This is a genomic window from Planctopirus sp. SH287 (assembly GCF_056500625.1).
In genome coordinates this window covers 1,527,947-1,553,205 of record NZ_CM151403.1, presented here as the reverse complement: position 1 = coordinate 1,553,205, position 25,259 = coordinate 1,527,947, and the positions used below count along the sequence as shown (strand labels likewise).

At 52.9% G+C, this 25,259-nt stretch carries 19 protein-coding genes; 11 read left to right on the top strand and 8 right to left on the bottom strand.

The features are described from left to right. The first annotated feature begins 64 nt into the window (after positions 1 to 64). From SH287x_RS05845 to SH287x_RS05830, 4 genes are all read left to right on the top strand, one after another. Complete coding sequence (locus SH287x_RS05845) at positions 65 to 532, top strand: hypothetical protein (RefSeq protein ID WP_479517597.1); 468 nt, start codon at positions 65 to 67, stop codon at positions 530 to 532. 343 nt (positions 533 to 875) lie between these two features. After that, complete coding sequence (locus SH287x_RS05840) at positions 876 to 2,366, top strand: hypothetical protein (RefSeq protein WP_479517595.1); 1,491 nt, start codon at positions 876 to 878, stop codon at positions 2,364 to 2,366. 379 nt (positions 2,367 to 2,745) lie between these two features. Beyond that, entirely contained in the window at positions 2,746 to 3,564 is an 819-nt protein-coding gene (locus tag SH287x_RS05835) for a rhomboid family intramembrane serine protease (RefSeq protein WP_479517593.1), read from the top strand. A gap of 179 nt (positions 3,565 to 3,743) precedes the next feature. Then, positions 3,744 to 4,331, top strand: coding sequence for a Maf family protein (locus SH287x_RS05830; protein WP_479517591.1), 588 nt, complete (start codon positions 3,744 to 3,746; stop codon positions 4,329 to 4,331). A 14-nt stretch (positions 4,332 to 4,345) separates the two neighbouring features. On the opposite strand, the gene SH287x_RS05825 is transcribed toward SH287x_RS05830, so the two are convergent. Continuing rightward, positions 4,346 to 6,193: a M3 family oligoendopeptidase gene (locus SH287x_RS05825; protein WP_479517589.1), complete on the bottom strand. Its 1,848-nt coding sequence runs from the start codon at positions 6,191 to 6,193 to the stop codon at positions 4,346 to 4,348. 189 nt (positions 6,194 to 6,382) lie between these two features. Here SH287x_RS05825 and SH287x_RS05820 point away from each other — a divergent pair, with 189 nt between their 5' ends. Beyond that, positions 6,383 to 7,687: an MFS transporter gene (locus SH287x_RS05820; RefSeq protein ID WP_479517587.1), complete on the top strand. Its 1,305-nt coding sequence runs from the start codon at positions 6,383 to 6,385 to the stop codon at positions 7,685 to 7,687. A gap of 137 nt (positions 7,688 to 7,824) precedes the next feature. Here the strand turns inward: SH287x_RS05820 and SH287x_RS05815 are convergent, their stop codons facing one another. Further along, positions 7,825 to 12,162, bottom strand: coding sequence for a DUF7133 domain-containing protein (locus SH287x_RS05815; protein WP_479517585.1), 4,338 nt, complete (start codon positions 12,160 to 12,162; stop codon positions 7,825 to 7,827). A gap of 697 nt (positions 12,163 to 12,859) precedes the next feature. On the opposite strand from SH287x_RS05815, the gene SH287x_RS05810 reads away from it, so the two are divergent. Then, positions 12,860 to 13,810, top strand: coding sequence for a GntR family transcriptional regulator (locus SH287x_RS05810; RefSeq protein ID WP_479517583.1), 951 nt, complete (start codon positions 12,860 to 12,862; stop codon positions 13,808 to 13,810). 52 nt (positions 13,811 to 13,862) lie between these two features. Here the strand turns inward: SH287x_RS05810 and SH287x_RS05805 are convergent, their stop codons facing one another. Then, the gene (locus SH287x_RS05805; protein WP_479517581.1) at positions 13,863 to 14,627 is read right to left on the bottom strand and encodes an aldo/keto reductase; all 765 of its coding nucleotides are present in this window, start codon (positions 14,625 to 14,627) and stop codon (positions 13,863 to 13,865) included. Continuing rightward, a complete protein-coding gene (locus tag SH287x_RS05800; protein WP_479517579.1) occupies positions 14,617 to 15,840 on the bottom strand; it encodes an FAD-dependent oxidoreductase in 1,224 nt (407 codons plus the stop codon). The genes SH287x_RS05805 and SH287x_RS05800 overlap by 11 nt, the downstream gene beginning before the upstream one ends. Before the next feature lie 348 nt (positions 15,841 to 16,188). Here SH287x_RS05800 and SH287x_RS05795 point away from each other — a divergent pair, with 348 nt between their 5' ends. Together SH287x_RS05795 and SH287x_RS05790 are read left to right on the top strand one after the other, a co-directional pair. After that, a complete protein-coding gene (locus SH287x_RS05795; protein WP_479517577.1) occupies positions 16,189 to 17,151 on the top strand; it encodes an NAD-dependent epimerase/dehydratase family protein in 963 nt (320 codons plus the stop codon). Between the two features lie 148 nt (positions 17,152 to 17,299). After that, complete coding sequence (locus SH287x_RS05790) at positions 17,300 to 19,165, top strand: hypothetical protein (protein ID WP_479517575.1); 1,866 nt, start codon at positions 17,300 to 17,302, stop codon at positions 19,163 to 19,165. 126 nt (positions 19,166 to 19,291) lie between these two features. Here the strand turns inward: SH287x_RS05790 and SH287x_RS05785 are convergent, their stop codons facing one another. Further along, positions 19,292 to 19,714, bottom strand: a complete 423-nt coding sequence (locus SH287x_RS05785; protein WP_479517573.1) for a VOC family protein — start codon at positions 19,712 to 19,714, stop codon at positions 19,292 to 19,294. A 472-nt stretch (positions 19,715 to 20,186) separates the two neighbouring features. On the opposite strand from SH287x_RS05785, the gene SH287x_RS05780 reads away from it, so the two are divergent. Both SH287x_RS05780 and SH287x_RS05775 read left to right on the top strand, forming a co-directional pair. After that, positions 20,187 to 20,423 carry a hypothetical protein gene (locus SH287x_RS05780; RefSeq protein ID WP_479517571.1) on the top strand — a complete coding sequence of 79 codons (237 nt, stop codon included), beginning with the start codon at positions 20,187 to 20,189 and terminating at the stop codon, positions 20,421 to 20,423. Beyond that, positions 20,399 to 20,740 carry a type II toxin-antitoxin system RelE/ParE family toxin gene (locus SH287x_RS05775; RefSeq protein ID WP_479517569.1) on the top strand — a complete coding sequence of 114 codons (342 nt, stop codon included), beginning with the start codon at positions 20,399 to 20,401 and terminating at the stop codon, positions 20,738 to 20,740. Before SH287x_RS05780 ends, SH287x_RS05775 begins: the two co-directional genes overlap by 25 nt. A 509-nt stretch (positions 20,741 to 21,249) precedes the next feature. Here the strand turns inward: SH287x_RS05775 and SH287x_RS05770 are convergent. Both SH287x_RS05770 and SH287x_RS05765 read right to left on the bottom strand, forming a co-directional pair. Next, on the bottom strand, positions 21,250 to 21,732 hold the full coding sequence (locus tag SH287x_RS05770; protein WP_479517567.1) for a DUF1579 domain-containing protein: 483 nt from the start codon (positions 21,730 to 21,732) through the stop codon (positions 21,250 to 21,252). A 187-nt stretch (positions 21,733 to 21,919) separates the two neighbouring features. Beyond that, positions 21,920 to 22,765 (bottom strand): phytanoyl-CoA dioxygenase family protein, encoded by an 846-nt coding sequence (locus SH287x_RS05765; protein WP_479517565.1) that lies wholly within the window; start codon positions 22,763 to 22,765, stop codon positions 21,920 to 21,922. Positions 22,766 to 23,063: 298 nt separating this feature from the next. Here SH287x_RS05765 and SH287x_RS05760 point away from each other — a divergent pair, with 298 nt between their 5' ends. After that, positions 23,064 to 24,332, top strand: a complete 1,269-nt coding sequence (locus SH287x_RS05760) for a ribonuclease D (protein WP_479517564.1) — start codon at positions 23,064 to 23,066, stop codon at positions 24,330 to 24,332. A gap of 18 nt (positions 24,333 to 24,350) precedes the next feature. Here SH287x_RS05760 and SH287x_RS05755 read toward each other — a convergent pair whose 3' ends face one another. Then, positions 24,351 to 24,917 carry a YqgE/AlgH family protein gene (locus tag SH287x_RS05755; protein ID WP_479517562.1) on the bottom strand — a complete coding sequence of 189 codons (567 nt, stop codon included), beginning with the start codon at positions 24,915 to 24,917 and terminating at the stop codon, positions 24,351 to 24,353. Between the last annotated feature and the right edge of the window lie 342 nt (positions 24,918 to 25,259).

Here is a 25,259-nt window from a genome sequence, read left to right as displayed (position 1 = left end):
AGGCTGATTGCCGTTTTCGGTAATTCGCTGTTGTCTTGTGCCTGAAGTGGGGAGGTTCCAACGCATGTGGAATTTTGGCCGGTTCCTCCCATGTCTTCTGTTGCTTGCCTCGCCGTGGCTTGCTCCACAACTTCAGCAGGTGGGCAGCCTCTGGTCATCGCGTGAAGAACCCACGAATTATCTGTTTATTCGTGCGGAACATGTGCCCCAAAGTCCGGCGTTGTTTCACCTCTGTGCCATTTCAGCAACAACATCGGAAGAGACCCCGCCAAATCTCCTGGCCAATGACTTTCGTGAGGGGCGAGTTGAATTCGAGTTATGGGCGACAGAGCGTCAGACCGGTATTCAAACGAAAATCGCCGCATCGATTGGGACTGATGGTGCCGCTTTACTCTTAAAGCCGCTCCAGCCAATTCCTGATCACGCCACCTGTGTGGCTCGGCTACGCTGGAATCGACTGCTCACTGGCCAAACGGAATTTCCGCTCCAGTTCAATTTTCCACTCTATGCTCCCCATGAACTGCGGTTTTAGGCCCGGTTCCGGGTCGGTGTGGCGGCGAATGGGCGTCATTTGTTCTGGGATGTCTGTTTTATTTCGCCCCCAGAACGCGACAGATCAGAGGGAAACCTCACTGGTGCCCAGTGGCTGAGCGGCCCCGGGTTTTGGCTACCGGATCTCTCATTGGCCATCTGGCTGGCAGTCGTTTCTATTTGTCGCTCGGGTTGAGATGTTCTGGCAATGAATAAAAAATTGTCAAATCTCTGACCTTGCTGGTCTCCCGACTCGTTCATTGGGACGCTACCCTTGTTGTTATGCGGCGTCCACAGGCGCTTCCTGAACGACTCACACGATTTCTCAGCCGGGTGTCTTTCGCATGCCGATCGAGTTTTTGTGCAGCCATTGCAATGCACACATTCGCGTTCCTGACAACAATAGCGGACGAGGGGGGAATTGCCCGCGGTGCCGTAAGAAAATCAAAGTTCCGAAAGCGTCAACGCTTCCGGCGACTCCTTCCGTGGCACCCATCGTTCCCGAGGGATTTCCGGAAGCTTTCTCTGCTCCTCTCGCAGCAACTTCACCGAAGCCAGCGGCGGTTCGTCCTAAAGCTGTAACATCAGAAACCAGAACGCCAGCTCCCACGGCAAAAAGAGCGGCGACTACACCGACAAAACCAGCGGCCAATCCCACAACGCCCGTCACTCAGGCGGTGACGACACCAGCGCCGGCGATCTCCACAACTTCACCAGTGAAATCGAAGCCGGTAGCCACTGATATTCCCCCGCCTGAACCATTGGAAGAGCCAGAACTCGAGGTGGAATTCGCATCGCTGGATGCCACGACCGGCGAAGAAGTGCCTGCCACCAGCAAAACGCTCCCTCCCCCAGAGGAGGTGCCTGGCTTTTTAGACTCTGCGGCAACCAGTTTTAACGACCCATTTGAGAAGACATTTACGTCTGCCAGAACTCAGCCGCGCACAGTGAAGGTTCGCCGTAAAAAATCGAATCCTGCCTTGATTATTGGCCTGATTGCGTGTGTCTGTGTGCTTGTCCTGGGGGGGGCAGGTTATTGGTGGGTGACTCAGGGGTCACTGATTCATGAACAGGTGCGTGCTTTTGCGACCGCGCCGGCGTTGCCACTTCAGGCAACGATTCGCGGGCCTTCCATTCCTGTCGATGCGTCTCTGCGCGAACGGGTGCTGATGGCCCTTGTCCGGTCTCCTTTGCCATTGCTCAGTTCGATGATGGAAGTTTCGATTGGTTCCACCGATGGCAATCTGGATATTCAAGTAAAGCCAGGGCAAAAAACGCAGTTCGTGGCAGTTGAAATCCCTCAGAATTCTCCGGTTCGTGCCTACTTCAAGCAGAATTTTAAGGGGCTTTCCAGACCGCACAGCGAATTGCTGGAAACGTCCGCCAAAGATTTTGTGGAGGCTTACGGCCGCCAGCTATCCGGACAAGGAAAGCCCAATGAGATTGCTCCATTTCGTGATTCTTTTGCTTTAACACATCTGGTCGGGCCGCTGGGATTTCATCTTGCGGCGATCACTAACGATGCGACTCCTTATCGATGTGTGGCAGAAGATGGTGATCTCTTCTGGTTTCTGATTCCTCACGGCGTGAAGTCTTTTACGATTGTCGGGAGAAAAGTTGGTGAAGAACCCGTCCTGCCGATTCAACTCCAGGCCAAGGTTACATCGGCACCTTTGCCTGTCACGAAGTCAAAACCAAAATCGACAAAGTCATCTCCCCCAGCATCATCCACGGAAGAAATGAGTTCGCCCAAAGACGCCAATGCCACAGAGTCGGAAAAGATGATGAATGAGACCATGCCCAGTGATGCCGAAATGATGAAAGAGAAAAACTGAACAGACTTGCCATTTGACAGAGTGAAAAGCTCACGATTCAAAACACTTCGTATTGCGTTTTTCAGATTTGGAGAAATCTACGGAACGCACTTGATGCGATGAACTTTTAAGGGCTTCGCGGAAGCATGCTTGCCTCAAAGCCGCAAGCATGGCACGAATACCGCAAGCATGGCGCTTTGGCTTGTTCGCAACACCATGCTTAACCGGTCAAATCAAAGTGGAAGCTCCATTCGACTCTGGCGGTAAAGTCTTCCCAGTTGTTACACTTCGCCATCTTGCCCAGAGAATCTCAGCACCTTGAAAATGTGGACATGGCCGATTGGCCTGCGAACACATTGCGGTTCGTTTTCTTCGCCATCAAGCAGGTTGATCACGTCCTATGATTCCGTTGTACGACACGATTGTCGCCCGCAGGCTCTGTGTCACCAACTATGGGATTATTGCCGCTTGTGTGGCCATTTTTCTGGTTCAGTTCTTTGCGGTTGATCGCGGGCTGAAGCTTGCTGAAGACTTTGGGATGATTCCCCGCCGGATTACTGTGGGGAATCAAACTTATCATGCGACGCTTTCGCCCTCTGAATTCAGTTCCCGGCAAGGCCCAAGAGGAGATGGTGAGTCCAACGATGGCCATCTCGCACCTGTCCCGATTGTCCTGACCATTGAACCATCGCCCATTCCCCCATTAGCAACGTTAATCACGAGCCTTTTTCTCCATGCCGGCTGGCTTCAATTGCTGGTGAATCTCTGGTTTCTGGCCATCTTTGGCGATAATGTCGAAGATCGTTTTGGCCATGTGGCGTATCTTGGTTTTTATCTTTTGTGTGGGTTATTTTCCGGCCTGCTCGTGCTCTTTATCAGTAGCAATTCACTATTGATCACAATAGGAGCCTCAGGGGCGGTAGGGGGAGTTCTTGGTGCTTATCTGGTGATCTTCCCGAACTCCCGAATTGTCACGCTGACCCCGTTTGGAAAGATGTTCCGCCGAATTCATATCCCGGCACAATATCTGTTTATCGTCTGGATTGTGCTTCAGGGAGCGCTGGCCACGGTGACACATCCTCAATGGTTGGCAATGACCTGGTGGGGACACCTGGGAGGTGTTACAGGGGGGATTCTCTTGTCTCTGATTCTTCGTGCCTTCGGTTGGCTGCAACCCGGCCTGATCGATGATGCCAGCTCAGAACGTGGTTACTTTTAATGCCGTGTCACGGCTTTGTCTTCAGGTTGATGTCGCCGCAACGTCCTCTGTTGTCGGACTTGACTACCTGTTCAACCCCGCTCTTAAGCTTTGACAATGCACTGGTCAACGTTCCCTGAGAAGATGATTTCAGGTCACTCTCATATTTCCGCCTTCTTATCAAACCCCAGGGCCTGTTGATGACGATGCCACCCCGGTTGATTCTGGCCAGCACCTCCCAATATCGTCGCGAGCTTCTTGAACGTCTGGCCATTCCTTTCACCTGCGAGTCCCCCGGCGTCGATGAATCCGCGTGGAAGCAGAAAAAACTGCCACCGTTAGAACTGGCTCGTGAACTGGCGATTGCCAAATCACAAGCTGTCTGGTCGAACCATCGCGATGCTGTGGTTGTGGGGAGTGATCAGGTGGCTGAAGTCGATGGGCAAGTTCTCGACAAGCCCATGACATCTACCCGTGCAGCCCAACAACTAGGGCAACTTGCGGGCAAGACACATTGCCTCTGGACGGCTGTGGCGATTTCTTCACCAGTGGGTTGTGAGGTGTTTTTTGACAAAACCACGCTCACCATGCGGCCGTTATCGATGGAAGAAATTGCCCGATACGTTGCTCACGACCAGCCATGGGATTGTGCGGGAAGTTATCGTCTGGAATCGCTGGGGATTGCGCTCTTTGAAGAAATCCACTCCGCCGATCAAACGGCAATTATTGGGTTGCCTCTGATAGAAACCGCGCGCCACTTACGGGCGCACGGTTTTCAGCTTCCTTAAAATTGAAATGCGTATTAGCCAGCCGTCATTTGAGCGGTCAGCTTTTCAAATTCCTCAACCTTCTCGGCCAGCACATCAATACTGCGCGACCAGAAGTCTGGCTGAGTCAGGTCATAACCAAACGACGATTTGACCGCGTCTTCTGCGTCCATCGCTCCGGAGAGTTCCAGCAATTTGACAAAGTCTTTGGCAAACGCCTCCCCTCGGCTTTTTCCGTCGGAAAACAGTCCCAGAGACAGCAGGTAACCAAAGGTGTAAGGGAAATTGTAGAACGGAATTCCTGTAATATAGAAATGGAGCTTTGAAGCCCAGAATCGTGGGTTCCAGCCATCTTCCGCGAGGGAATCTAAATAGGCTTCTTTCTGGGCATTGACCATCAAATCACTCAACTGATCTGCTGAGAGTTCGCCCTGTTGCCGTGCTTGATGGAATCGATCTTCAAAAATGAATCTCGCATGGATGTTCATCAGGAATGCAACACCATCAGCCAGTGACGCATCCAGTTGGCAAAGCTTATCATAAGGTTTGACGGCCAGCTTCATTCGGTAGTCAGCCAGAACGGCTTCGGCGAATGTGCTAGCCGTTTCCGCCAGATTCATCGGGTAATCGGCCAAAAGATAGGGTTGATCTTTCAGTACATACGAATGATAGGCATGCCCCAACTCATGCGCTAATGTCGACATGCTGTCGGCTGTTTCAGTAAAAGTCATAAAGATGCGGGATTGACTGGCGGCCCGATAACCGGTGCAGAATGCGCCTTGTCGCTTCCCGGCACGATTGACGGCTTCCACCCAGCCCTCGGCCAGTGCCATTGTGGTAAAAGAAGCGAGATCGCCGCTGAATTCCTGGAAGGCCTCCACCACCTGCTGGCAGGCGAGTTGATATGTCAGCTTCTCTGGTGCCTGACCCGGCAAGGGAGGAAGGGGGGCGGTCAGGTCATACCAAGCCAACTGTTTGACACCCAGAAGCGTGGCTTTGGCTTTCAAATAGCGAGTCAGCACCGATTTTTTCTCAGAGACGACCTGCCACATCTGATCCAGCGTGGCCCGGCTCATCCGATTCCAGACAAGGGGCGAAACCAGATGATCCTCGACACCAAGTTTCGAATAGATCGATAGCCTGGTTCCGGCCAGGTGGTTCAGTGATTCGGCACAGATGGGTTCAATGGACTTCCATGCGACATCCGCCGCAAAGAAATTCGATTGACGTTCTGATCGATCAGGGCTGTCAAACTGCACCTGACTGCACGACTTGGCGACAACGTTTCCCTTTTCCAGCAATTGGATCTTGAGGGCACCGGAGACCCGATCATAAAGTCGTCCCCAGGCATGCAAGCCATCAACGGCCAGTTGATTCGCAAGACTTTCTTCGGCTTCTGGCAACCGCATGCGAGCTGCCCGACGTCGCAATTTCCAGGCGTAAGTCCGCTCGTTGATCCAGGGGTCGGTGGCAACGAACGCTTCAAAGTCTGAATCTGACAATTCACGAAATGCCAGCTCAATTTCAGTGGCAATCTGCTCTCGCAGTGGTGCCAATGCGGCCAACTCGGCTTCAATTCGTTGATACTGGGCGTTGGTGGCGTCACCTGCACAATAACACTCGACATGCGACCGGAGATCCGACAACGTGGTTTCCAGTTCTTCAAATTGTTGAAGCAAACCGCGCCAGACCATGGCATGAGACGGTTCCAGCCTGGGAGCCTCGGCGAGTTTGGTCACAAGCCCCTCGAGTTGCTCCTTTGCATTTTGCAGCGACTGCTGGAATTCGGGAGTTCCCGGCTGAGGAAGCAATGAAGCAAGCTCCCACTCTTCTTTGAAAGCTGCGGATAAAGCGGCGGCTGAGGATGAGGAGCGGGCCGACATGTCATTCTTCTCCGAAGTTCATAAGCAGGAAGGCTTGTATCAGCCACAAGCTTGAAAAGGTTTGTGAATTGTGGACGAAATGACGTCTGACAACCAGTCAGTTTCTCATCTGTGGTGGCATCGAATCGTGCGTCTGATTACGCTCCGCCCGTATGAATTTTCTTCCCCTTTTGATTGCCTGCCCTGAATATGACGACTCCACCTGCTGTTGAACCTGTGGCTTCTCGTAAAAGCTCTCAAGGCGCCTTGGGGATCATTTTCCTGACGGTCTTTATCGACCTGCTGGGCTTTGGGATTGTGCTGCCTTTGTTGCCGCGCTATGGCGAATACTTCCAGGCGACGGGTTTCCAGTTGGGAGCCCTTTCGGCCTGTTTTTCGGCGATGCAGTTTCTTTTTTCGCCCCTCTGGGGACGGCTATCAGATCGAATTGGTCGCCGGCCGGTTCTGGTTTTTGGTCTGGCCAGCACGGCATTCTTTTATCTGATGTTTGGTCTGGTCACGCAATGGGGCGTTGAGGGAACGATCCTGGGCTTCTCACCGCTTTTCTGGCTCTTTGTGACGCGGTGTGGTGCAGGCATTTCGGGAGCGACCATCTCGACGGCCCAGGCTTATATCGCCGATTGCACGGGAAAAAAGGAACGTGGCAAAGGGATGGCCTTGATTGGCGCGGCCTTTGGCATGGGGTTCACGTTTGGCCCATTGCTGGGAGCCATGTTTGTTTCTAACGATTTAAGCCGTGCTCCGGCTGCGTCGCCCGCCTATGCGGCTGCCGCGCTCTCGGGTCTCGCGTTTCTGGCGGCATTGTTCATCCTTCCTGAGTCACTCAAAGCGGCTGATCGAACCAATCATCAGGATGCGACGGAAGCCGCTTCTCTGTGGCAACGGCTGGTGTCGACTTTATCCCAGCCATTAACAGTGATTCTCCTGTTGACCAGCTTTATTGCCACTTTTGCCTTTTCGATTTTTGAGACCACACTGGCCATTCTCACGGAACAGCTGGGATATGGTGATCGTTCCAATTTCTTTATTTTCGCGTTTGTGGGCATCACTCTCACGCTGGCTCAAGGGTTATTGGTGCGGCGACTCCTGCCACGTGTGGGTGAATTTCGCATGGCCGTTGCAGGTATTTTTTTGATGGGTATTGGTCTGGCAGGAGTGGCTCTTCTCGGAATGATCGACAATCGTGTCCTCTTGTGGATCGCGATGCCGCTGGCAGTGATCGGATTTGCGGCAACGACACCTTCACTTCAGTCATTGCTGTCTTTATCAGCCACGAAGTCAGAGCAGGGGGGGACGCTGGGATTGGGACAAAGCGCCTCTGCGATGGCCCGGATCTGTGGCCCGCTGCTTGGTTTGCAACTGATTAAGGTCGATATCGGGCTGCCTTACTGGGTTTCGACGGGGCTGCTTGTGGTCAGTTTCCTCGTCTTTCTTCAGATCGCGAATCGGCTGCCCAGCAAAGTTGATGATGCTGCACCACCGATTTCTCACTGATCATTTTGTGTTGTCAGTCTTTCATTTTGTTGGACTTTGCCGCAGTCATAACTCTTCAAAAAATAACGGTCGGATCTTTTGATGAATCATCAAGAGATCCGACCGTTTCAGTTCGTTTTGAAAACCATCAGCAGGAATTACTGCTTGAGGGTTTCCAGATAGGCCATCAACGAGGCCAATTCTTTGACTGTCAACCGGCTGACCAGATCAACGGGCATCATCGACAACTCTCGCCGGGTTCGTTCTTCGATCTCGGCTTTGCGAATGACTGTTGGCACCCCCGTGATACTGCGCAATTCGACTTCATCTCCCGATTCTCGTGTGACGAAGCCATCGAACGACCGTCCATCTTCCAGCAGGAATGATTGCGTTTCAAAGCCTTGAGCAATTTTCTTACTGGGCAGAATGATGGATTCTGCCAATTCGGCCCGGCTGTATCTGGCAGTAATCCCAGCGAGAAGCGGCCCCTTGATGGCCTCTTTGCTGGACACAGAATGGCAGGCCACGCAACCTTGTCGACTGAACAAGCGAGCCCCCAACTTGGGATCGCCTTTGGCTTTATCGAGTTCCGCCACTACTTTTTCGATGGGCAGTGTCCCGATCAAAGGTTGCTTGGGATCCACCGGGCGATCAAGTTCCATTTTTTCGGCTGCAAATTTGGCTGCCGCTGCAATGGCCCCGTTTTCATTGGTCATCAGGGCGCGGACTTGAATGGCTTGTGACTCCGCCTGTGTCCGGGCGATGGCCTTGAGCAATTGAATGGTCGCGTTGGGGGACGCATAGGCTTTCTGCAAAGCGACCAGAATCTGGTCTCGGGCAGAATTGGGAGTGCGATTGGCTTCGACAAGCGACAATAGCACGCTCCAGGCCACTTCCTGCTCTCCTGCTGTCCCGTCGAAAGCGGTTTGAATCAGCAATGAGACCAGGTCGGCATGCTTGGCGTCCTGCAGATACTCCGTCCAGAGAGAAGACTGGTCATTGGGGAGTTCATCCTGAGGAATGGTCTTGGCGAATGCGGCAACCAGCCCCGAAGCGGCGTTCATCACGGGAAGTCGTGCCGAAAGCCCACGAATGGCAGCGGCTCGTGTTACCCAGTCGTCTCGATCAGAGCAGGCGGTTTCTGTCAGCAGAGTGATCACGGCATCCGACTTGTCTGCTGTCGATGCAATCAACCGAATGGCTTGAGGACGGAATTCGCGATCCTTCGCGGCAAGCTGTACCAGAGTTGGAACCAGTTGAGGAGATTCCACCCGGTGGCGACGGAACTCCTTGACGAGATGATTTAGCGTCACCCCCTGATCTGTCTTCAGTGCTGCTTCTAATGCTGCACCAATCTTATCACTTTGATCCCAGGTGACGGGCTTGAAGTAAGGGCCAGTGGTATCCGGGCGAGTCCCCCACCACTTTTTATCCCAGGGAGCTTCCTGGAAATAGAGTCGGCAAAGGGCGGTTCGTACTAACTGCTGACGTTCAGGCGAACCGGTAGAAGCCAGTGACAGCAATCGAGCGACGACCCTGGGATCGTGCAGGCGTTTAGCCACATCGACAACGCCGGCAAAGACAACGTCATTCGTTGTTGCCAATGAGTCGACCACCACATCAATCGCGTTCAAGCTGACAAGAACTTCTCTCGCGACGTGTGCCACCGTGATGTCATCGCTGGACAATACGGGAATCACCTGCGCGGCCAGATCTGTCCAGCCTCTACGGCCAATGACCGTCAATGCTGCTCTGACCACACGTGGGTCTGATGACGTCAGGCCAGCCACAATCAGGTTCTTGGGCGCATTGGCTGACTCTCCCGAAGCCAGTATGACCGCTTCCTGGAGGTCTTCTGAGGAAGAGAGCGATTCCAGAACCTTCATCGCTTCAGGAGAAGCGATTTGTCCCAGTGTATAGACGGCAGCCAGGCGGCTTCCTTTAGAAAGTAAGTCTTTCTTTAGTGCGATGGCTTTTAGTGCTGCTATCGATTGGCTGACATCGGGGCGTCGTAACAGTTCTCGCTGAGCTGCCAGACGGGTCACTCCCTGGCCATGTCCGACAAGAGTCGCCAATTCACTTGTAGACAGTTTCTTAAACTGAGGGATTGCCGCATGACCGGAAGAGTCGCGAGGCGTCAGCAGCAGTATATAGCCTACTTCTGGTTTATCGAAGTTGAAACCGCCGTCTTTCCAACTGGAAATGTAAATACGGCCAGACGCATCGACTTCCATATCAGTTGGACGAGGCACGGAGACAAATGGCTCCTGCTCAGCCTTGAAGCTCGACCCGGTTGCGACCAGAGGATGGCGGTAAATGACGCTACGGCCCCAGTCGCAAGTGTAAAACGTCTCACCAAATGGAGCGGGAAGGGCTGGGTCGCTAATGAATACTGAGCCGCATGGAGAACCGCCGCCGTAGTCTGCCAAGCACTCAAGCCGGTCTTCCGGGAAGTTCATGTATTGTGAGGGATAGCCGTAGTTTCCAAAGGGAACGACATGGGAAAGTCGCACATTCCACCCGCCCCCATCGTTGGTGTTATCTCGAGTCAGCAGGTTCATTTCGGGATCGATGGCCACGTCATAAATGTTGCGCTGGCCACGGGAGACGATCTCGAGATTTGTGCCGTCGGGCTTCACACGAACCACGCCGCCACCGTGAAGTTGCAGTGTTTTTCCATCTTTCGTTTTTGCTTCGTAGAAGCCGTAATCACCCACTGCGACATAGAGATATCCATCAATCCCCAGTTGCATGCCGTTCGTTGTATGGTCTGCGCCGCGGAATTTGAGATCAAAGCCAATCCCATCGACCAGAACTTCACTTTTCTCGGACTTGCCATCGCCATCACGGTCGTAGAATGCCGTAATAAATGGCGGATGTTGCACATAGAGCACCCCATCATCCCAGACGAGGCCGCGCGGGCTATCAAGTTCACAGAATGTGATGAACTCATCGGCCTTGCCATCGCTATTCGTATCACGGCAACGGATGATCTTGCCTTTTTCTGGCTTGGCACCGAGAGAGCCGTTGAGATCAACACCCACGAAGACAAATCCCTCAGGCGAGGTTGTCAGGCAGGTGGGGTAAGATATCTCAGGTGGAGCAGCGAAGACCGTGGCCTCAAAAGCGGGAGGAACGCGTACTCCTGCCAACAATGGCTCGCCCGCGACCGGTTGAGGTTTTGCTTCAGTCAGGGGATCTACCACCTGCTCAATCAATTTCCCGGAATGGACTTCAAACTCCCAGAAGCTGCCCCAGCCACCGTGGGTGCTTCCCAGGTATTCCAGCCGGACATATTTCACTTTATCAGCAGCCACTGGAAATGTGGAATCGCTGCCAGCGACGGGAGTCTGGCTTTGGTCAACGAGTGTTTTCCAATCGGTGCCATCGGTTGAAGTGGCAATACGGAATTTGTATTTGCCTTCTGAGCTTTCCCAAGCCACTTTCACACCGGTAATTGACTGTGGCTCCCCCAGATCGACCTGCCATGTATATCCTGCCCCACCATTGGGCGCACACCAGCGAGTCTCCAGATCGCCATCCACGGCAAATTTGGGATCACGTCCTGCTTGAGAGCCTGAAGCGGTGGCGTTTTTTCCCAGCGCCAGATTTTCGGCCACTTTTATAGTCCGGGGCTTGGAAGCAGAAATCAGATAGTCATCGTTGAGCTTATCCGCCGACCAGAGCAGCCCCCGGGTCACGTAATTCAGGAAAATAGGATCCTGCATTTCTTCGGCATAGTGGCCAACGGTTGTCCCAAACACACGGGTTTTCTTATCACCGTATTCGTTGACCCAGATGACGCATTCATCCTTCAAGGCTGAGCTTTTGCCAAAGGCCAACGGCGTGGCTGTCTCCCACATTTTGGCAATATTGTAGAGTTCTCCTTTAGGAGTCATCCACTTGTTGCCAAAGCCCTGCATGATGGGGTGCTTGGGAGCCGCATTGATCACTTCATAGGCATAATGGGCGCCATGGCCATGAGAGGTGACGCCGAGGAATTTGAACCACTCGTCGGTCTTGTCGCGATAGCAGTGCATGGCGCAATGAATCACGACTGCGGGCAGGCCGGCCTTATGCGGTGCCAACACCCGTTGAGTCCAGGTGGGATCCGGGATACTGGCAAAGCATTCATTATGAACGACAACGTCGAATCCTTTGGCCCAATCGGGGTTTTCATACAAAGGAATCTTAGCGTCAGAGCTGCTTCCTCCCTGATGCACAATTTCCCACTCGACATTGGCGCGAGCTGAAATGCCTTCACTGAGGAGTTTTTTCTGCCGCTGATAATCGTGGCAGCATCCTCCAGTGACAAGGAGGGCTTTCAGCGTTTTGGCTGCGCGAGGAGCAGGGGCAGAGGTCTCTTGAGCCAGAGAGATTTTGAATACCAGCAACTGACAGGCCAGCGCCAGCAGGGCTGTCCATCGAGACCATTGTCTCGGTGCTGGATCGGCAAGGCTTAAGGAGGAAGCTTTTCGTTGATTGACATTCTGCATGTAAACGGGCCTCACGGTGTTTGGGCGACTGTCATCTGGTTTGGGACAAGCATGGCAAAATCATGGCGAGCAGGGGAAGGACGTATCCCGGGCATATCGCAAAAATCAGGCTCACCGCCGATTTTCACACGGCATAAAGGTGCCAGCAAATTCTGAAATACACCATCGCAATGAAATATTGAAACACAGGCTTTCGGCAATTTCAAAAAATACCGGTCTCATCTCAAAAACATGGCGAGGTGGAATCACAGATAAGAAATATCGATTTTACGGGCACAAATCGAGACAGTTTCTTGGACTTTGGCAAACTATCACATCATGAAACGTCACACATTCTCTGAGGGAGTGAACCGTTATCGAGACCTTCTCATGCGAAAAGTTTCTCAGATCTGTAGAAAAGAGACTTGCATCAACAGCGTTTCTGGATTCAAACACTGTACTCGGGAACTCTGTATTCAGGAAAGGTGTCAGGCTACTGTACTGTTAACCGTGTTCAACCCTGCGGTATCATCTCGTTTGGTAGAGCGCTGTTAGACATTCAACGCGATGATTGACAGGCGCTTCATTCGCTTTCTGATGAATTCTCAATCCTATCGAATTTTGATGACCTCAATTCCGCGTGCTTTCATCGCGGATGGCACTTCTGATTCGTGGTTTATTTTCCATCCCCACATTTTGCAGCAACAAAGAGGCTTCCATGAGCCTGGCCAATTACATTGAGCGAGATCTTGAATCAAGGATTCGGAATCATCGGGAGTTGCCTTGCGCAATGACGCTTCAGTCATTGGCTTCGCACTACGAAGTGAGTCTGACTCCGGTTCGTGAGGCCACTGAATCGCTGCTTCAGCGGGAGTTGCTGGTCAAATTGGAGAATCGCCGCCTTGTGGTGAACCCACGTCTGGCAGAGATCGCCTCTGAGCTTGATGACATGCTGACTCCTCCTCCCCCGATTGATTGGGATGGGGTGATTACAAAACACATCCTGCTGTTGAGCTTGCGGGGTGAACCGGTCTTTATGCGGGAAGAGGCACTGGCCGAACGTCTGGAGATTGGCCGCACGTTACTTCGGCAGGTCTTCAGCCGTTTGGCAGGGGCGGGAATTATCGACCACGTCCCCCGGCGTGGCTGGAGAGTCCGCCCGTTGAATGCTTCCGACCTGGGAGCCTATCTGGACATTCGAGTGACCCTGGAAAAGCGTGCTCTCGAGCTTGCCATCCCCCGGTTAGTCCCTGCTGATCTGGAAACGATGCTGGCGGGCAACTTGCCGTTGGTGGGAACGAACATGCCCCGGCTGGATAATCAACTCCATCAGTACTTCATCGAGAAAAGTGAAAACCGATATATTCGGGATTTCTTTGCTCGACACGGGGGATATTACCGGGCGTTGTTCGACTATGCGGCTCTTGGGGCTGATGTGGTTTCCGAGATGGCGATGCAGCACCGGGAAATTCTGGCTCATCTTTTGAAAAATGAACACTCACATGCGACGGCTGCCCTGGAGAAGCATATTCGCAGCCAGAAACCTGCCGTGCAACAAGTGATGCAGCATCTGGAAATGCAGTCATCGGCTCTCCCGGCGCAGGACATTCAGGAGACGACGGAGAGCACCCTTCAAGAGCTTTCCGAAGAATACCACGAAGTCTCTTGAGCACAGAGACTGTGCGCAATGGCCTATGTGCCGGGGCATCGTCGTTGAGAGGCTATTCAGTCTTGGGTGGCCGGATTCTTTCTGCCCATTGCGCTGCCGCTATAAAATTTTCCAGTTTCAATGTTCCAAGAACCAGACTGGAAACCGCCGATTCACTCATCACAAATTCGATGGCCGATTGAGGGTTGAGTTGCCCTGAGGCCAACCCTTTCTTGACCAGAATGAGAAGACCAGCGGCGTGTGCCTGACGCATCACATCCTGATGGCTGGTATTCTGCTGGTGAAACTCCACCATCACCGCGTCAGCCCAGTCAATGGCCAGACTGAGACCGGCGGATGTTTTCCCTGACAGACCGATTTTTGCGACATGCCCCTGGTCACGAAAGCGGGTGAGCGTTTCCACAACGGGTGTCTGTGTGAGAATCTCTTCATCGTTGCCGGGGGAGTGAATCAGCACAAGATCGAGGATGTCTGTTTTCAGCAGCTTCAAGCTTCGATGGAGGCTTTGCTCGACGGCAGTCCGTGAGAAGTCATAGGTGGACTTGCCATTGATAAAGGTTTCTCCCACTTTCGTGGTTAGCAGAAACTCGCTTCGTCGATGACTGATGGACTCCCCGATCCTGGCTTCGCTCAGACCATAGGCGGGCGCGGTATCGATGGCGCGGCATCCCTGATCTAACAGTTGATTCAATAGCTTGAAGGCGGTCGCTGTATCAGGCAGGTCGTAGCCTTGCGGGTATTTGACGCCTTCATTGCGTCCGAGTTTGAACGCACCAAAGCTGATCAGTGGCCAAGTGAGACTCAACTCAGGCGACATGGCGCACCGGCGTGGTTACGGGGTATTTGACCCAGTCAGCGGTCGTCATCCATGGCGGCTGAGCGATCGCAGGGCGCTGCCAATCCGTTAATGGCTTCGTATCAAACCGGAATTCAGGCTCATGAGCGTGAATGCCTTGTGCCAGTTCATTGGCCAGAACAGGTGCCAAAACGAGCTTCGTCGGCCAGCCGGTGGTGACATTGCCAGCAAACAGAATCTGTACGTTTTCAGGGCGTGTCCCTCCTGAAACCGCACCTTCCGCGCGATCCACACGGTAGGTCGCCCATTCGGTGTTTTCCAAAGCAAGTCCGGGAAGGACGGTTGCGATTTCCTTCTGCACATGAGCAATAAGAGCTTCCCGCTCAAGACCGACGCCATCTTCAGCAACCTGGCCACCAATTTGCCAGACACGCTGGCCTGTGGGTGCGACATCAGATGTGATTGTCACGCGGGTGCGGGAACCATCGACACAATGGCCGTTAAGCTCAGGGAGATCCCCTCGAACCATGACCATATGCAAAGGACGACGCTGCATGACTGAGGTTGAAAGCCCGGCGCGTTCACGAAGTTCGGCATTCCCTGCACCAGCAGTCAAGACGACATGATGTGGTTTCAATACCAGTTGGCGGGCTGTTTCTGGATCTTTCAACCGGATGGCACGAACTTCACCAGGAGAAACCAGGTCAAACTCCAAAGAGCTTGAGTCGAATTTCAAGATGCGGTCGCGATACTGCTCAAAGAGGTCTGCCATTAAAGAAGCGGGTGAGATGACCTGCTCACCTAATCTGGCAACTCCTCCGGGAACACTTGCCAGGCACTCTGGCCGCTCATGAGGAGGAACCATTTCTGGTGTGACGGACAGACCGACTCTGGCACCAATCATACCGGCACGGGAAGCCAGGCTTTGCGTGTGCCATAAGTAACAAAACTCGCTGCGTATGGTGGTTTTTTGTAGAGAAGGAAGCCCGGCTGAACCATTCAAAGCCTTCCGCCAAATTCCCGGCATCTCACGAATCTGGCTGGCGGAACGAGTCAAAATTCCTTGAAGCGTGTACTTCAGGCCTCCATGCAGAATTCCCTGAGAAGCGACAGTCTGTCCGTAGCCCAATTCATGAGCTTCCAGAAGCACCACGTGCCGACCACGTCGTGAGAGAACATCAAGGAGCCACAGTCCTGCGACCCCTCCGCCAAAAATCACTGTATCAAGTTTCATCACCACGCTCCGCGTGCATCCGACCGCCTCCCAGGCAGTGCTTGTTTCTTAATCGTATCCTGAAGCAGCGTTTGGGAAAAGATCGATGTTGTGTGTGCCATGAAAGCGTCAAAAATCAAAATTCGGAGCCATTGGCTGAATCAGATCGTTTTCCTGCGAATCAGTTTTTCACGATGGGATCGAGAACCCCTAAGTAATCCCGGAGATTTGCATGCGAGAGATCGACAAACAGGTTATGCTGCTCCCCAACGGTCAACAGGTCGGACTTATCTGAAAAAACAGTAGTCCTTGATGTTGCCGTCTCAACAGTCATGAAAAACAACACTCGAGATATGGGCTTCGGCATCCATGGCGAAATGTCTGGTTACAGGCGGCGCAGGCTTTATTGGCAGCCACATGACAAAGGCACTCCTGAGTGCCGGGCATGAAGTTACCATTCTTGACAACTTGTCAACCGGGCAGGCGGTCAATCTCCAGCCCTTTCGTGATCACCCCCATTTCAAGATGGCTGTCGGATCGATCACAGACTCCGTGCTATTATCAGAAGTGATGGTCGGCCAAGAAATCGTCTTTCACCTGGCGGCTGCGGTGGGGGTGAAACTGGTCGCTGATGATCCTGTTCGCACGATCCAAACGAATATCTATCCGACAGAAGAATTGCTCAGGCAGGCAGTTCAGAATCGTTGCCGGGTGTTCCTGGCCTCGACAAGTGAGGTCTATGGGAAGAATTCCAAGGAACGCTGGAGCGAGGAAGACGATCTTCAGTTTGGCCCAACCGCCAAGCCTCGCTGGGCCTATGGTTGCTCGAAGGCTATTGATGAATTTCTGGCGTTGGCTTATCACCGCAAATATAACCTTCCGGTTGTGATCGGTCGATTTTTCAATGTGGTCGGCCCGGCCCAGGTGGGACACTACGGCATGGTTGTTCCACGATTTGTGGATCAGGCTCTCCAAGGTGGCCCGATTGTTATCTATGATGATGGTTCACAGGTGCGCTGCTTTGGCCATGTCGAAGAAGTGGTGCGCTGTGTGATTGATCTCGTGAATACTCCAGCCGCTTATGGAAAAGTATTTAACATTGGCAGTGACCAACCAGTCAGTGTTCGCCAACTGGCCGAACGCGTGATCGCTCTGGTTGGAAAACCATGCAAGATTGAACATATCCCGTACACTGAAGCGTATGGTGCTGACTTTGAAGACGTTCAGCGACGAGTTCCTGATTTAACACGGCTTGAAACGACATTGGGCCGCAAGCCAGTCAAGACTCTGGATGAGATTCTCAAAGACATCATCAATTGGAAACAAAAGTAAGTCTTAGGTATTCCCAATCGGCAGGAAGTCAGATCCATTAAGCTCATGATTTCCTGCCGGTTGCTTGTTATGACGGAGTCCCTCTCCCACGCCTCCATTGCTTGCCCGCTAACTGGCGAGCGACGTTGGCCGCATTAACAGGACATGCATGTCCCTGCCTGATTCCATCGGTACCAAGCTGTTACAAGAGCAGAAGCGGGCTGCCGCGTCATTTCCTCTGGATACAGTTGAAGATCTCTCTCCTCTGCTCAAGCAAGGGCGAGAGATTGAACCACTGATACTGGCTGTGGCTTTCCTCGCTCTCTTGCCGCCACTTTCCCTCGCTTCACCGGATGTGGAGGGATCAGCGTGGATGCTGCGAGCGGTGTCACTGGTTAATGCCGGGTCGTTTTCAGACTGGATGATTCCCGGCCACAACGAAAATCTGCCGACACAGTATCTGCCTCCCGGATCGACCTGGATTCAGGCGTTGCTGCTGAAGGGAGTGGGTGTCGACTTTTTCTGGCACTTGCCGATTCTCTCTTATCTGGCAGGCGCCTGCGGCATCTGGTGGAGTTGGCATCTGGTTCGCTTGCTGGCTGACTCCCGCATGGCCCTTTTAATGGTCGCCATGCTCTCCGTTCATGGACAGCTATTTCGGATTGTTGGTTCCGCCACTCCCTGGGCTTTGTGCTGGGCAATCACGATTGGATCGTTATTACTCCTTTGCCGGCATCTTACCAAAGCCTCGGGCTATTGGTCGTGGCGCTTGCTGGCTGCGGGGATCGTGCTGGGTCTAGGAATTCTCTGTGGCGGGTTGGCTCCTTTGGCGCTCGTGCTGCCTGTCGGATTGTCCTGCTGGTTGCTGCATGTGACCCCATCATCGAACACCAATACTCCCGATCATTCCAAGAATCTCAAGCTGTCGATGCCTTGGCGCGGGGTGGTGGGAACCTCCGTGGTGATTCTCATCGCGGCCATGATCAGCGGCTGGTGGACGATCAATATCGTTCGTGTTGGTGGATGGGGAGCCTTGGAAAGCTGGTTAACGGGACAGTGGCTGCACTCCGAATCAACAGAAGAATTATTGAATCTGGGTGATTTTGTCGCCTCATCGGCACGATTAAAAACGGATCGAACCTGGCTGGTCTGGATTGCACCGCTGGTTGGCTGGCAGCTTCTGGGCGCGATTGTGCTGCTCAATTGGAAAGAGCATCGGTGGCCACAATCGATGACACAGTTCGTCCGTCCCTGGCTGATCATGACGATCAGCATTGGATTGGCGGGGTGGGGTTTCGTTGAAATGCAGGGGCTTGAAGCTCAGCTTTCACTGACGATGTGGCAAACAATTCTCCTGTTCACAACCACGATGCTGGCCGTGATTGGCCTTGAATCGATTCTTCGGCGAGAGACTCGCGGAAGAGCACTGGCAATCACCGCGGTCATTACGGCGATGTGGTCAGTTTGGGGCATCTACCAGAACCAGCATGCTCGTCTGAGCTTTGCGATGTCCTCATTATTTCTGCTTTTTTTCGCTGTCGCGGCTGGTTTGATCTGGTGGAGAACGATTCAACTCAGTCATGAAAATCAACGACGCCGAGTGATACAGGCCGTTATCGGTTCGCTGTTAGCGATTCAGTTTGTCTGGGGATATTTAATGCTTGAGCATCCTCAGGAGGATGTCCGTTGCCTGCGAATATTTACGGAAGTACTAAGAAAAACTTCTCCGGCGGAAAGTATTTGCATTGTCTCGCCTCAAGGGGTGATTCCTCCTCAAATCGAGTTAGCAGTGCGTGTGGCGCAGCCAAAGGCACAGGTGGCCATTCACCACGAAGCCTGCGAGTTTACGAACAGCCCTTCGCATGCCACCCATCTGATTATTGAATGGAGTCGCCGCGACCGGAAGGGAGGCTACCGTGGCCCGGCGGGTCATGTAATTGAAGCGATTGGCGAACCGCTCCGTTTTCGAGGGCGCCGCCTGTTGGCCTGGCAAGTTCGGCCTCAACCAGCAATGACTCAAGCCCAGCGAAATTAGGCCGAGTCACGGCTTTACCCACTGCTGCATTGTCAATGTATAAAATTCGGGTCTCTTCTGTCGTTAAGTCCGACAACGGAGGACATTGCGGCGACATCAACCCTAAGACAAAGCCGTGACACGGCACTACACAGAAGTCTCAGGTGTCGCTGGCGCGGCGTTGAGATCCATGTAGAAGTATTCCCAGATATGGCCATCCAGATCCTGAAAACCTTGAGAATACATGAAACCCATGTCTTGAGCAGGGCGATAGGTATTAGCCCCAGCGGCGACGGCTTTACGAATCATTTCATCAACATCTTCCCGGCTATCACAATTTAATGCGATAAGTGCCTCTGTCGATTTCCTGGCGTCGGAAATTTCGCCGGGAATGAAGGTCTGAAAAAATGGCTTTGTTAACAACATGGCGTAGATAGTGTCACTAATCACCAGGCAAGCCGCCACGTCATTCGTAAATTGCGGGTTAAATGTATAGCCCAGATCGAGAAAGAACTCCTTGGATCGCGGCAGGTCTTCTACGGGAAGGTTAACAAATATCATTTGGCTCATTATTCACCATCAATCAAAATGAGGGGAGTCTGAGAGACCTTTTCGCAAAACACTCTTGCTGCGCTGTTTTGCCGATAAGTGATGAATGCCAATATGAGAGTTCACTGACAAACACACGTTCTTGTGACTGCGGCACCCAGTAGTAGTAGGGCAGGCTCCCGCCTGCCGATGTTTCTTGCGGACATCATTTACTGTGAAGTACATCGAACTGGCAGGCAGGAGCCTGCCCTACATGACTGCGTCACCCAGACGTGCAAAGCCACGTCTGGGCCACCCCGCCAATTGTATCGCTGATCCTATCGGGATGCACGATGCCAGAACGACGGTGAAAGTGATGCCAGAGGGTTCGTCCCAAATTTGGGACGGTGCGAGCGAAACCTGTCCGCCCTCATCAGCGAACCGCCTTTGGCATCGATCGGGATCAGATGCTATACTGTTTGCGTAACCACCCTTAGTGAGAGAGACCGCTGAGATGGCAATCACCAAAACTGAACTCGACCGCTTTCATGATTTCGCCAGTCGTCGAATTGAGGCCAGTGAGGAAGGTCTCGATCTGGAAGATCTGGCAGTGGAATGGGAATCCAGAAATCATCGTGACGAAATCAACGTAGCCATTCGTGAGGGACTGGATGACATCACTGCCGGACGAGTTCGACCGGCAGAAGAGGTCACCGATGAACTCGAATGCCGGCTCGGTCTCTCGAAATGACGTACCGCGTTGTCCTGTCACGACGTGCTCAGATGGATCTCAACAGAATCGCCACTTGGCTCCATTCCCGCTCACAGGAAGGAGCAGCGACCTGGCTGGCAAGTTGGCGGCAGGTGCTTCTTGATCTGGCAGAAAATCCTCAGCGGTATTCGTTGGCCCCAGAGAATGAAGACCACCTGGAAGAGATCAGGAACGTCCTGTTCAAAACCCCGCGCGGCAAAAAATATCGGGTAATCTATGTGATTGAAGATGACGTGGTTTCGATCACTCACCTACGTGGCCCGGGACAGGATCTCATGTCTCCGGAAGACTTTTGATTGGTGAGTGAATTGGAATGACGATTCAGCAGTAGTAGGGCAGGCTCCCGCCTGCCGATGTTTTTAGCGGACATCATTTACGGTGAAGTACATCGCACCGGCAGGCAGGAGCCTGCCCTACATGACTGGGCCACGCAGTCACAAGCGTTACGAACCGGAAGAGTCAGCGACGGGCATGGCTTATTAATCATTCCGCCGCCACAAGTTCTTCTTCAACAACCCTCCGACCCATAACATTTTTCTTAAATCCATCTCGCTCCCGATGGCAAGATCACTAATGCGAGTGTCCGTCGCTAACGCTTCCGACTCGTTGGTAGGGACGCGGGGTGGAAGCGGCACAGTAGTAGGGCAGGCTCCCGCCTGCCGATGTTTCTAGCGGACATCATTTACTGTGAAGTACATCGCACCGGCAGACAGGAGCCTGCCCTACATGACTGGGCCACCCCGTCGATCCTCTTTCGTTTCAAAGAGCAGCCTGCCTCAAAGCCGCAAGCTTGGCACCTGGAGGGCTAGCTACGGCGGTAATCGCCCTTCATGAATGGAACCCATTCACCGGTTTCCATTTTCATCTGAGAGCGCAGGACGAAATGATCCTTATCGATAAACTGGATGATGTCCTGATAATCCACCAGTTTGGCAGGGTCACCAAAACCTGGGCCTTTGGCATCCAACGTCAGGGTGTTGCTGCTGGTCTCAAGCTGGCCGCTATAAGACCAGAAATAGGTCATGGCTGAACAGACGAACGATCCGACAAACCGCTCCTGGTGTGGGTCAAACCCCAGAGTCCACAGGCTTTGCACCCTGCCTCCGCCCGGTTCTTCGGAATCCGCTTCCATCACGACCCAGACATCACCCAACCCGCGGGCTGACATTGGCCCGGTCGATTTTTCAGGCGGTGAATCCGGCCCCATGGAACATTCAAAGTCGTAAATCCAGTTTCCGACGATCTGTTGCAACCATTCATGCTCAACGCGGGGAGTGACTTTTTCCATGATGCGATCCTCGTTTCAGATAGTGCGTCAACAGAGTCTATGCTCGACGACCTTACAGTTTAATCTCTGATTTTTTTACATCTAACCAGAAATCCATGATTGTAGAAGCTTCATCATAAATTCTGAATTCGGAGTGACTTCTCAAACACTCTTTTCAAACTCAAGAGTTTTCTAAAGCGGTTTTACCTCAGGGAAAGTCGACCAGGGGGCGTGGACGGTTGGCCCAATGACCTGAGGGGTCGTGACCACTCACCAGGACGCCTTTCTGGTTCCAATCCATCGCAGCGCGGACTTCAGACGCTGCATAGCGGAGAGTGAGTCCACACCGGCGACGATGGGAGACGTTTGGCTCGGAGCCGTGAAGCAGCAGATCGGAATGCAGCGAGATGGCTCCCGCGGAAAGATCATCAATCACTTCATGGCCAAACTGGAACGGATCTTCAATTGTCTGGTTGAGCACATTGTGTTCGTTGGGATCACTTTCGCGGAACGTCATCTGGCCATGATGATGCGATCCCGAAATGAATCGCATGCAGCCGTTGTCGATATCGGCATCATCGATCGCGAGCCAGGCTGTCACGTTGCGGGAAGGGCTGAGGGGCCAATAGCTGGCATCCTGATGCCAGGCCACGGCCTTTCCATCGCCGGGCATCTTGCAAAAGAAATGCGATCCCCATGCGACCACGTCTTCTCCCAACAGATCTCGCACATACGCTACGATCTTTGCGTTGGTCAGCAGATCCCAACAACGTCCATATTTCAAATGGGCAGAACTGATCGAATAACTGTCTGCCCCTCTGGCGAGAGTCAGTGAAAGGAGTTCATCGAAGTAACCACGGATGCCTGCGATCTCCTCGGGTGTAAAGACCGGCAGATCTTTGATGTACCCCTCACGATTGAATTGTTCAATCTGGGCTTTTGTCAGCACGTGGGGGGTGCTGTTCACTGTGGGATGAAAACTCAGGTCTCGTTCGAGATGACGAAGGATCGCCGCATCAGGAACCGCTGCAAAGTCTGTCTTGGGAAGAGTCATGATCTCAAGAAGAATCCCGGAGAGATGGAAACCATTCATTTGTATGAGCAACAATTGATGCGATTGAAGCCGATCTGTGGAATGAAATCCAGCAGAATCGTTCCCGGCTTCATCAACAACTCCTGTTTTGCCCCATTTTTTTGGGCAATGGAGCGGTAGGAAAACAAGTTTTGACGATTGATTTTTCCGGAAGGGTTGCGATTAAAGCGACTTTCCGCCCATGATCTCACAAACGAGACCCCGTCAACCACTGTTGCTTCCTCTCCTCTGGTAGCGCTCTCATCAGGGCGATGAGCTGATGTCTGAATCTTTGATTACCCGTCAGGATGAGTTTGAAGTCTTCTGCAAGTCCGTACGTGACGTCGGAATTGTCGGCTTCGACACGGAATTCATCTCCGAGTTTACCTGGCGTCCCGAGCTTTGCCTGCTTCAACTGTCGACACCGGATCAAGCGGTGCTTGTCGACCCGTTTGAAGTGCATGATCTCTCTCCCTGGTGGGACATCATGCTTGATCCGGAGATTGTCGTTGTGGCCCATGGAGGGCGTGAGGAAGCCCGATTTTGTGTGACCGTGACAGGGCAGGGGCCGGCGAATTTTAAGGATATTCAGATTGCTGAAGGGTTCCGCGGGCGGAGCTTTCCTCTGGGTTATGACGCGCTGGTCAAACGGGTTCTCGGGCATAAATCTCATGGCAAAGAGACACGCTCTGACTGGCGGAGGCGTCCGCTTACGAAACCTCAATTGATGTACGCCATTGAGGATGTCCGCCACATCCTGCCGATCTGGGCGAAACAGTCGACTGATCTCAAAAAGAAGAATCGCCTGGGTTGGGTTGAAGATGAATTCAGCCGCCTGATCCGTGATGTCCTGCTGGAACGGGAAGATGCGGCCTGGCTTAAGTTGCCTGGCCTGCAAAAGCTCCATGCTCGCGAACTTGCCGTGGCCAAGAACGTCTTCTGGTGGCGCGAAAACGAGGCAGAAGCCCGGAACAAACCTGCCCGTCGTATTCTGAGAGACGATCTCATCATCGAACTGGCACGCCGGCAACCGACTAACGCTGATGATCTGGTGGCGACACGAGACATGAATCGCTCGGAGTATCGAAAGGCTGCTCCAGAAATTCTGGCCGCCATTGCTCAAGCACTGGAACTGAGTGAGGATCTGTTACCTTGCCGGCCCTCAGAACCAGAAGACGATCAGTCTCATGACGAGCAACTGCTGGGTCAATTGCTGGGCATTGCCCTGGCGAATCGTTGTGCCGAGATGAACGTGGCGATGTCGATTGTTGGTAAAACCGCCGACCTGCGGCATCTGGTCAGGTGGCACGTCTTTGGTGACCAGAGGCATGGTTCACCACGACTGATGCAGGGCTGGCGTGCCGAGGTTTGCGGCGACCTGCTGAGCAACGTTCTCGATGGAAAAATTGCCTTACGAGTCGCTGATCCTCAATCAGATCATCCGCTGGTCTTTGAACATCGGGGGGATGATGGTGTGGTTGAGAAAACATCGCGACTGGGGCCAGCGAAGCGTCCCAAGCGTTCTCCACGCCGAAAGCCATTGTCGTAATTCGACGAATTGTAGAATTCAGTTCCACTGGGGATTGGGGCTGCGATGAGGGATGATGCGGTGAGCCGCATAGACCTCTTGAAGCATCGTGTCGTATATCTCGTAGGGATCATCCGCGAAGACGATCTGTCGACCGGCTGGTGCGACCAACCAGTCTCCGTGAGCAATCTCACCTTCTAACTGACCAGGCGACCAACCTGCGCATCCACAGAACACCCGAAATCTGACAGCCGGGTCATCGGGATCGGTGGTTCGCAACACATCTTCAAACGCTTCGCCAGAATTTCCCAGCCAGACCCCGTTGATCACCGTGGTTTTGTCGTGGCTGAGTTCGTCAATGTTATGCAGGATGAACAGAGCAGCCGGCTCGACAGGCCCGCCCACGTGAACTAACTCGGGGGAATCGGGAAGCTGAAAATGCTCGCTGAGTGCATGGCTGACAAGGATGGATGAAGGGCGATTCAACACCAATCCCATGGATCCATGTTCGTTGTCTTCCACGATCAGGATCACGGTTTTATAGAAATGAGGATCTTTCAACAGCTTGGTCGCAACCAGCAGCTTTCCACGTAATGACTCAGCCATGTGCCTTCTTCGACACTCCCAATTTCGTACAACACCAGCGCAATTTGAGTGGTCAAACCACTCTGTCCTCACCGATTGTTGAACTTGTCTAAAAGCTTGTTGGCCTGGTTGCAACTCGTTGCTTCACCTGTCAATTCAGATGCAATTTTCACAGTTCTTCATTTCAGGAAACTGGCGGCGAGGATACCGCACAGAACACCAACTGTCGCCAATAAATTGCCACCATTGTTCAGAAACACCGGGACTGGCCAAACGAAGCTCTATTCCGTAAGCAGATTTGAGAAATTCTTCAGAATCAGGCAATAAGTTGCGGGGAAAAGCTCGATCAAAAAGCGAACATCA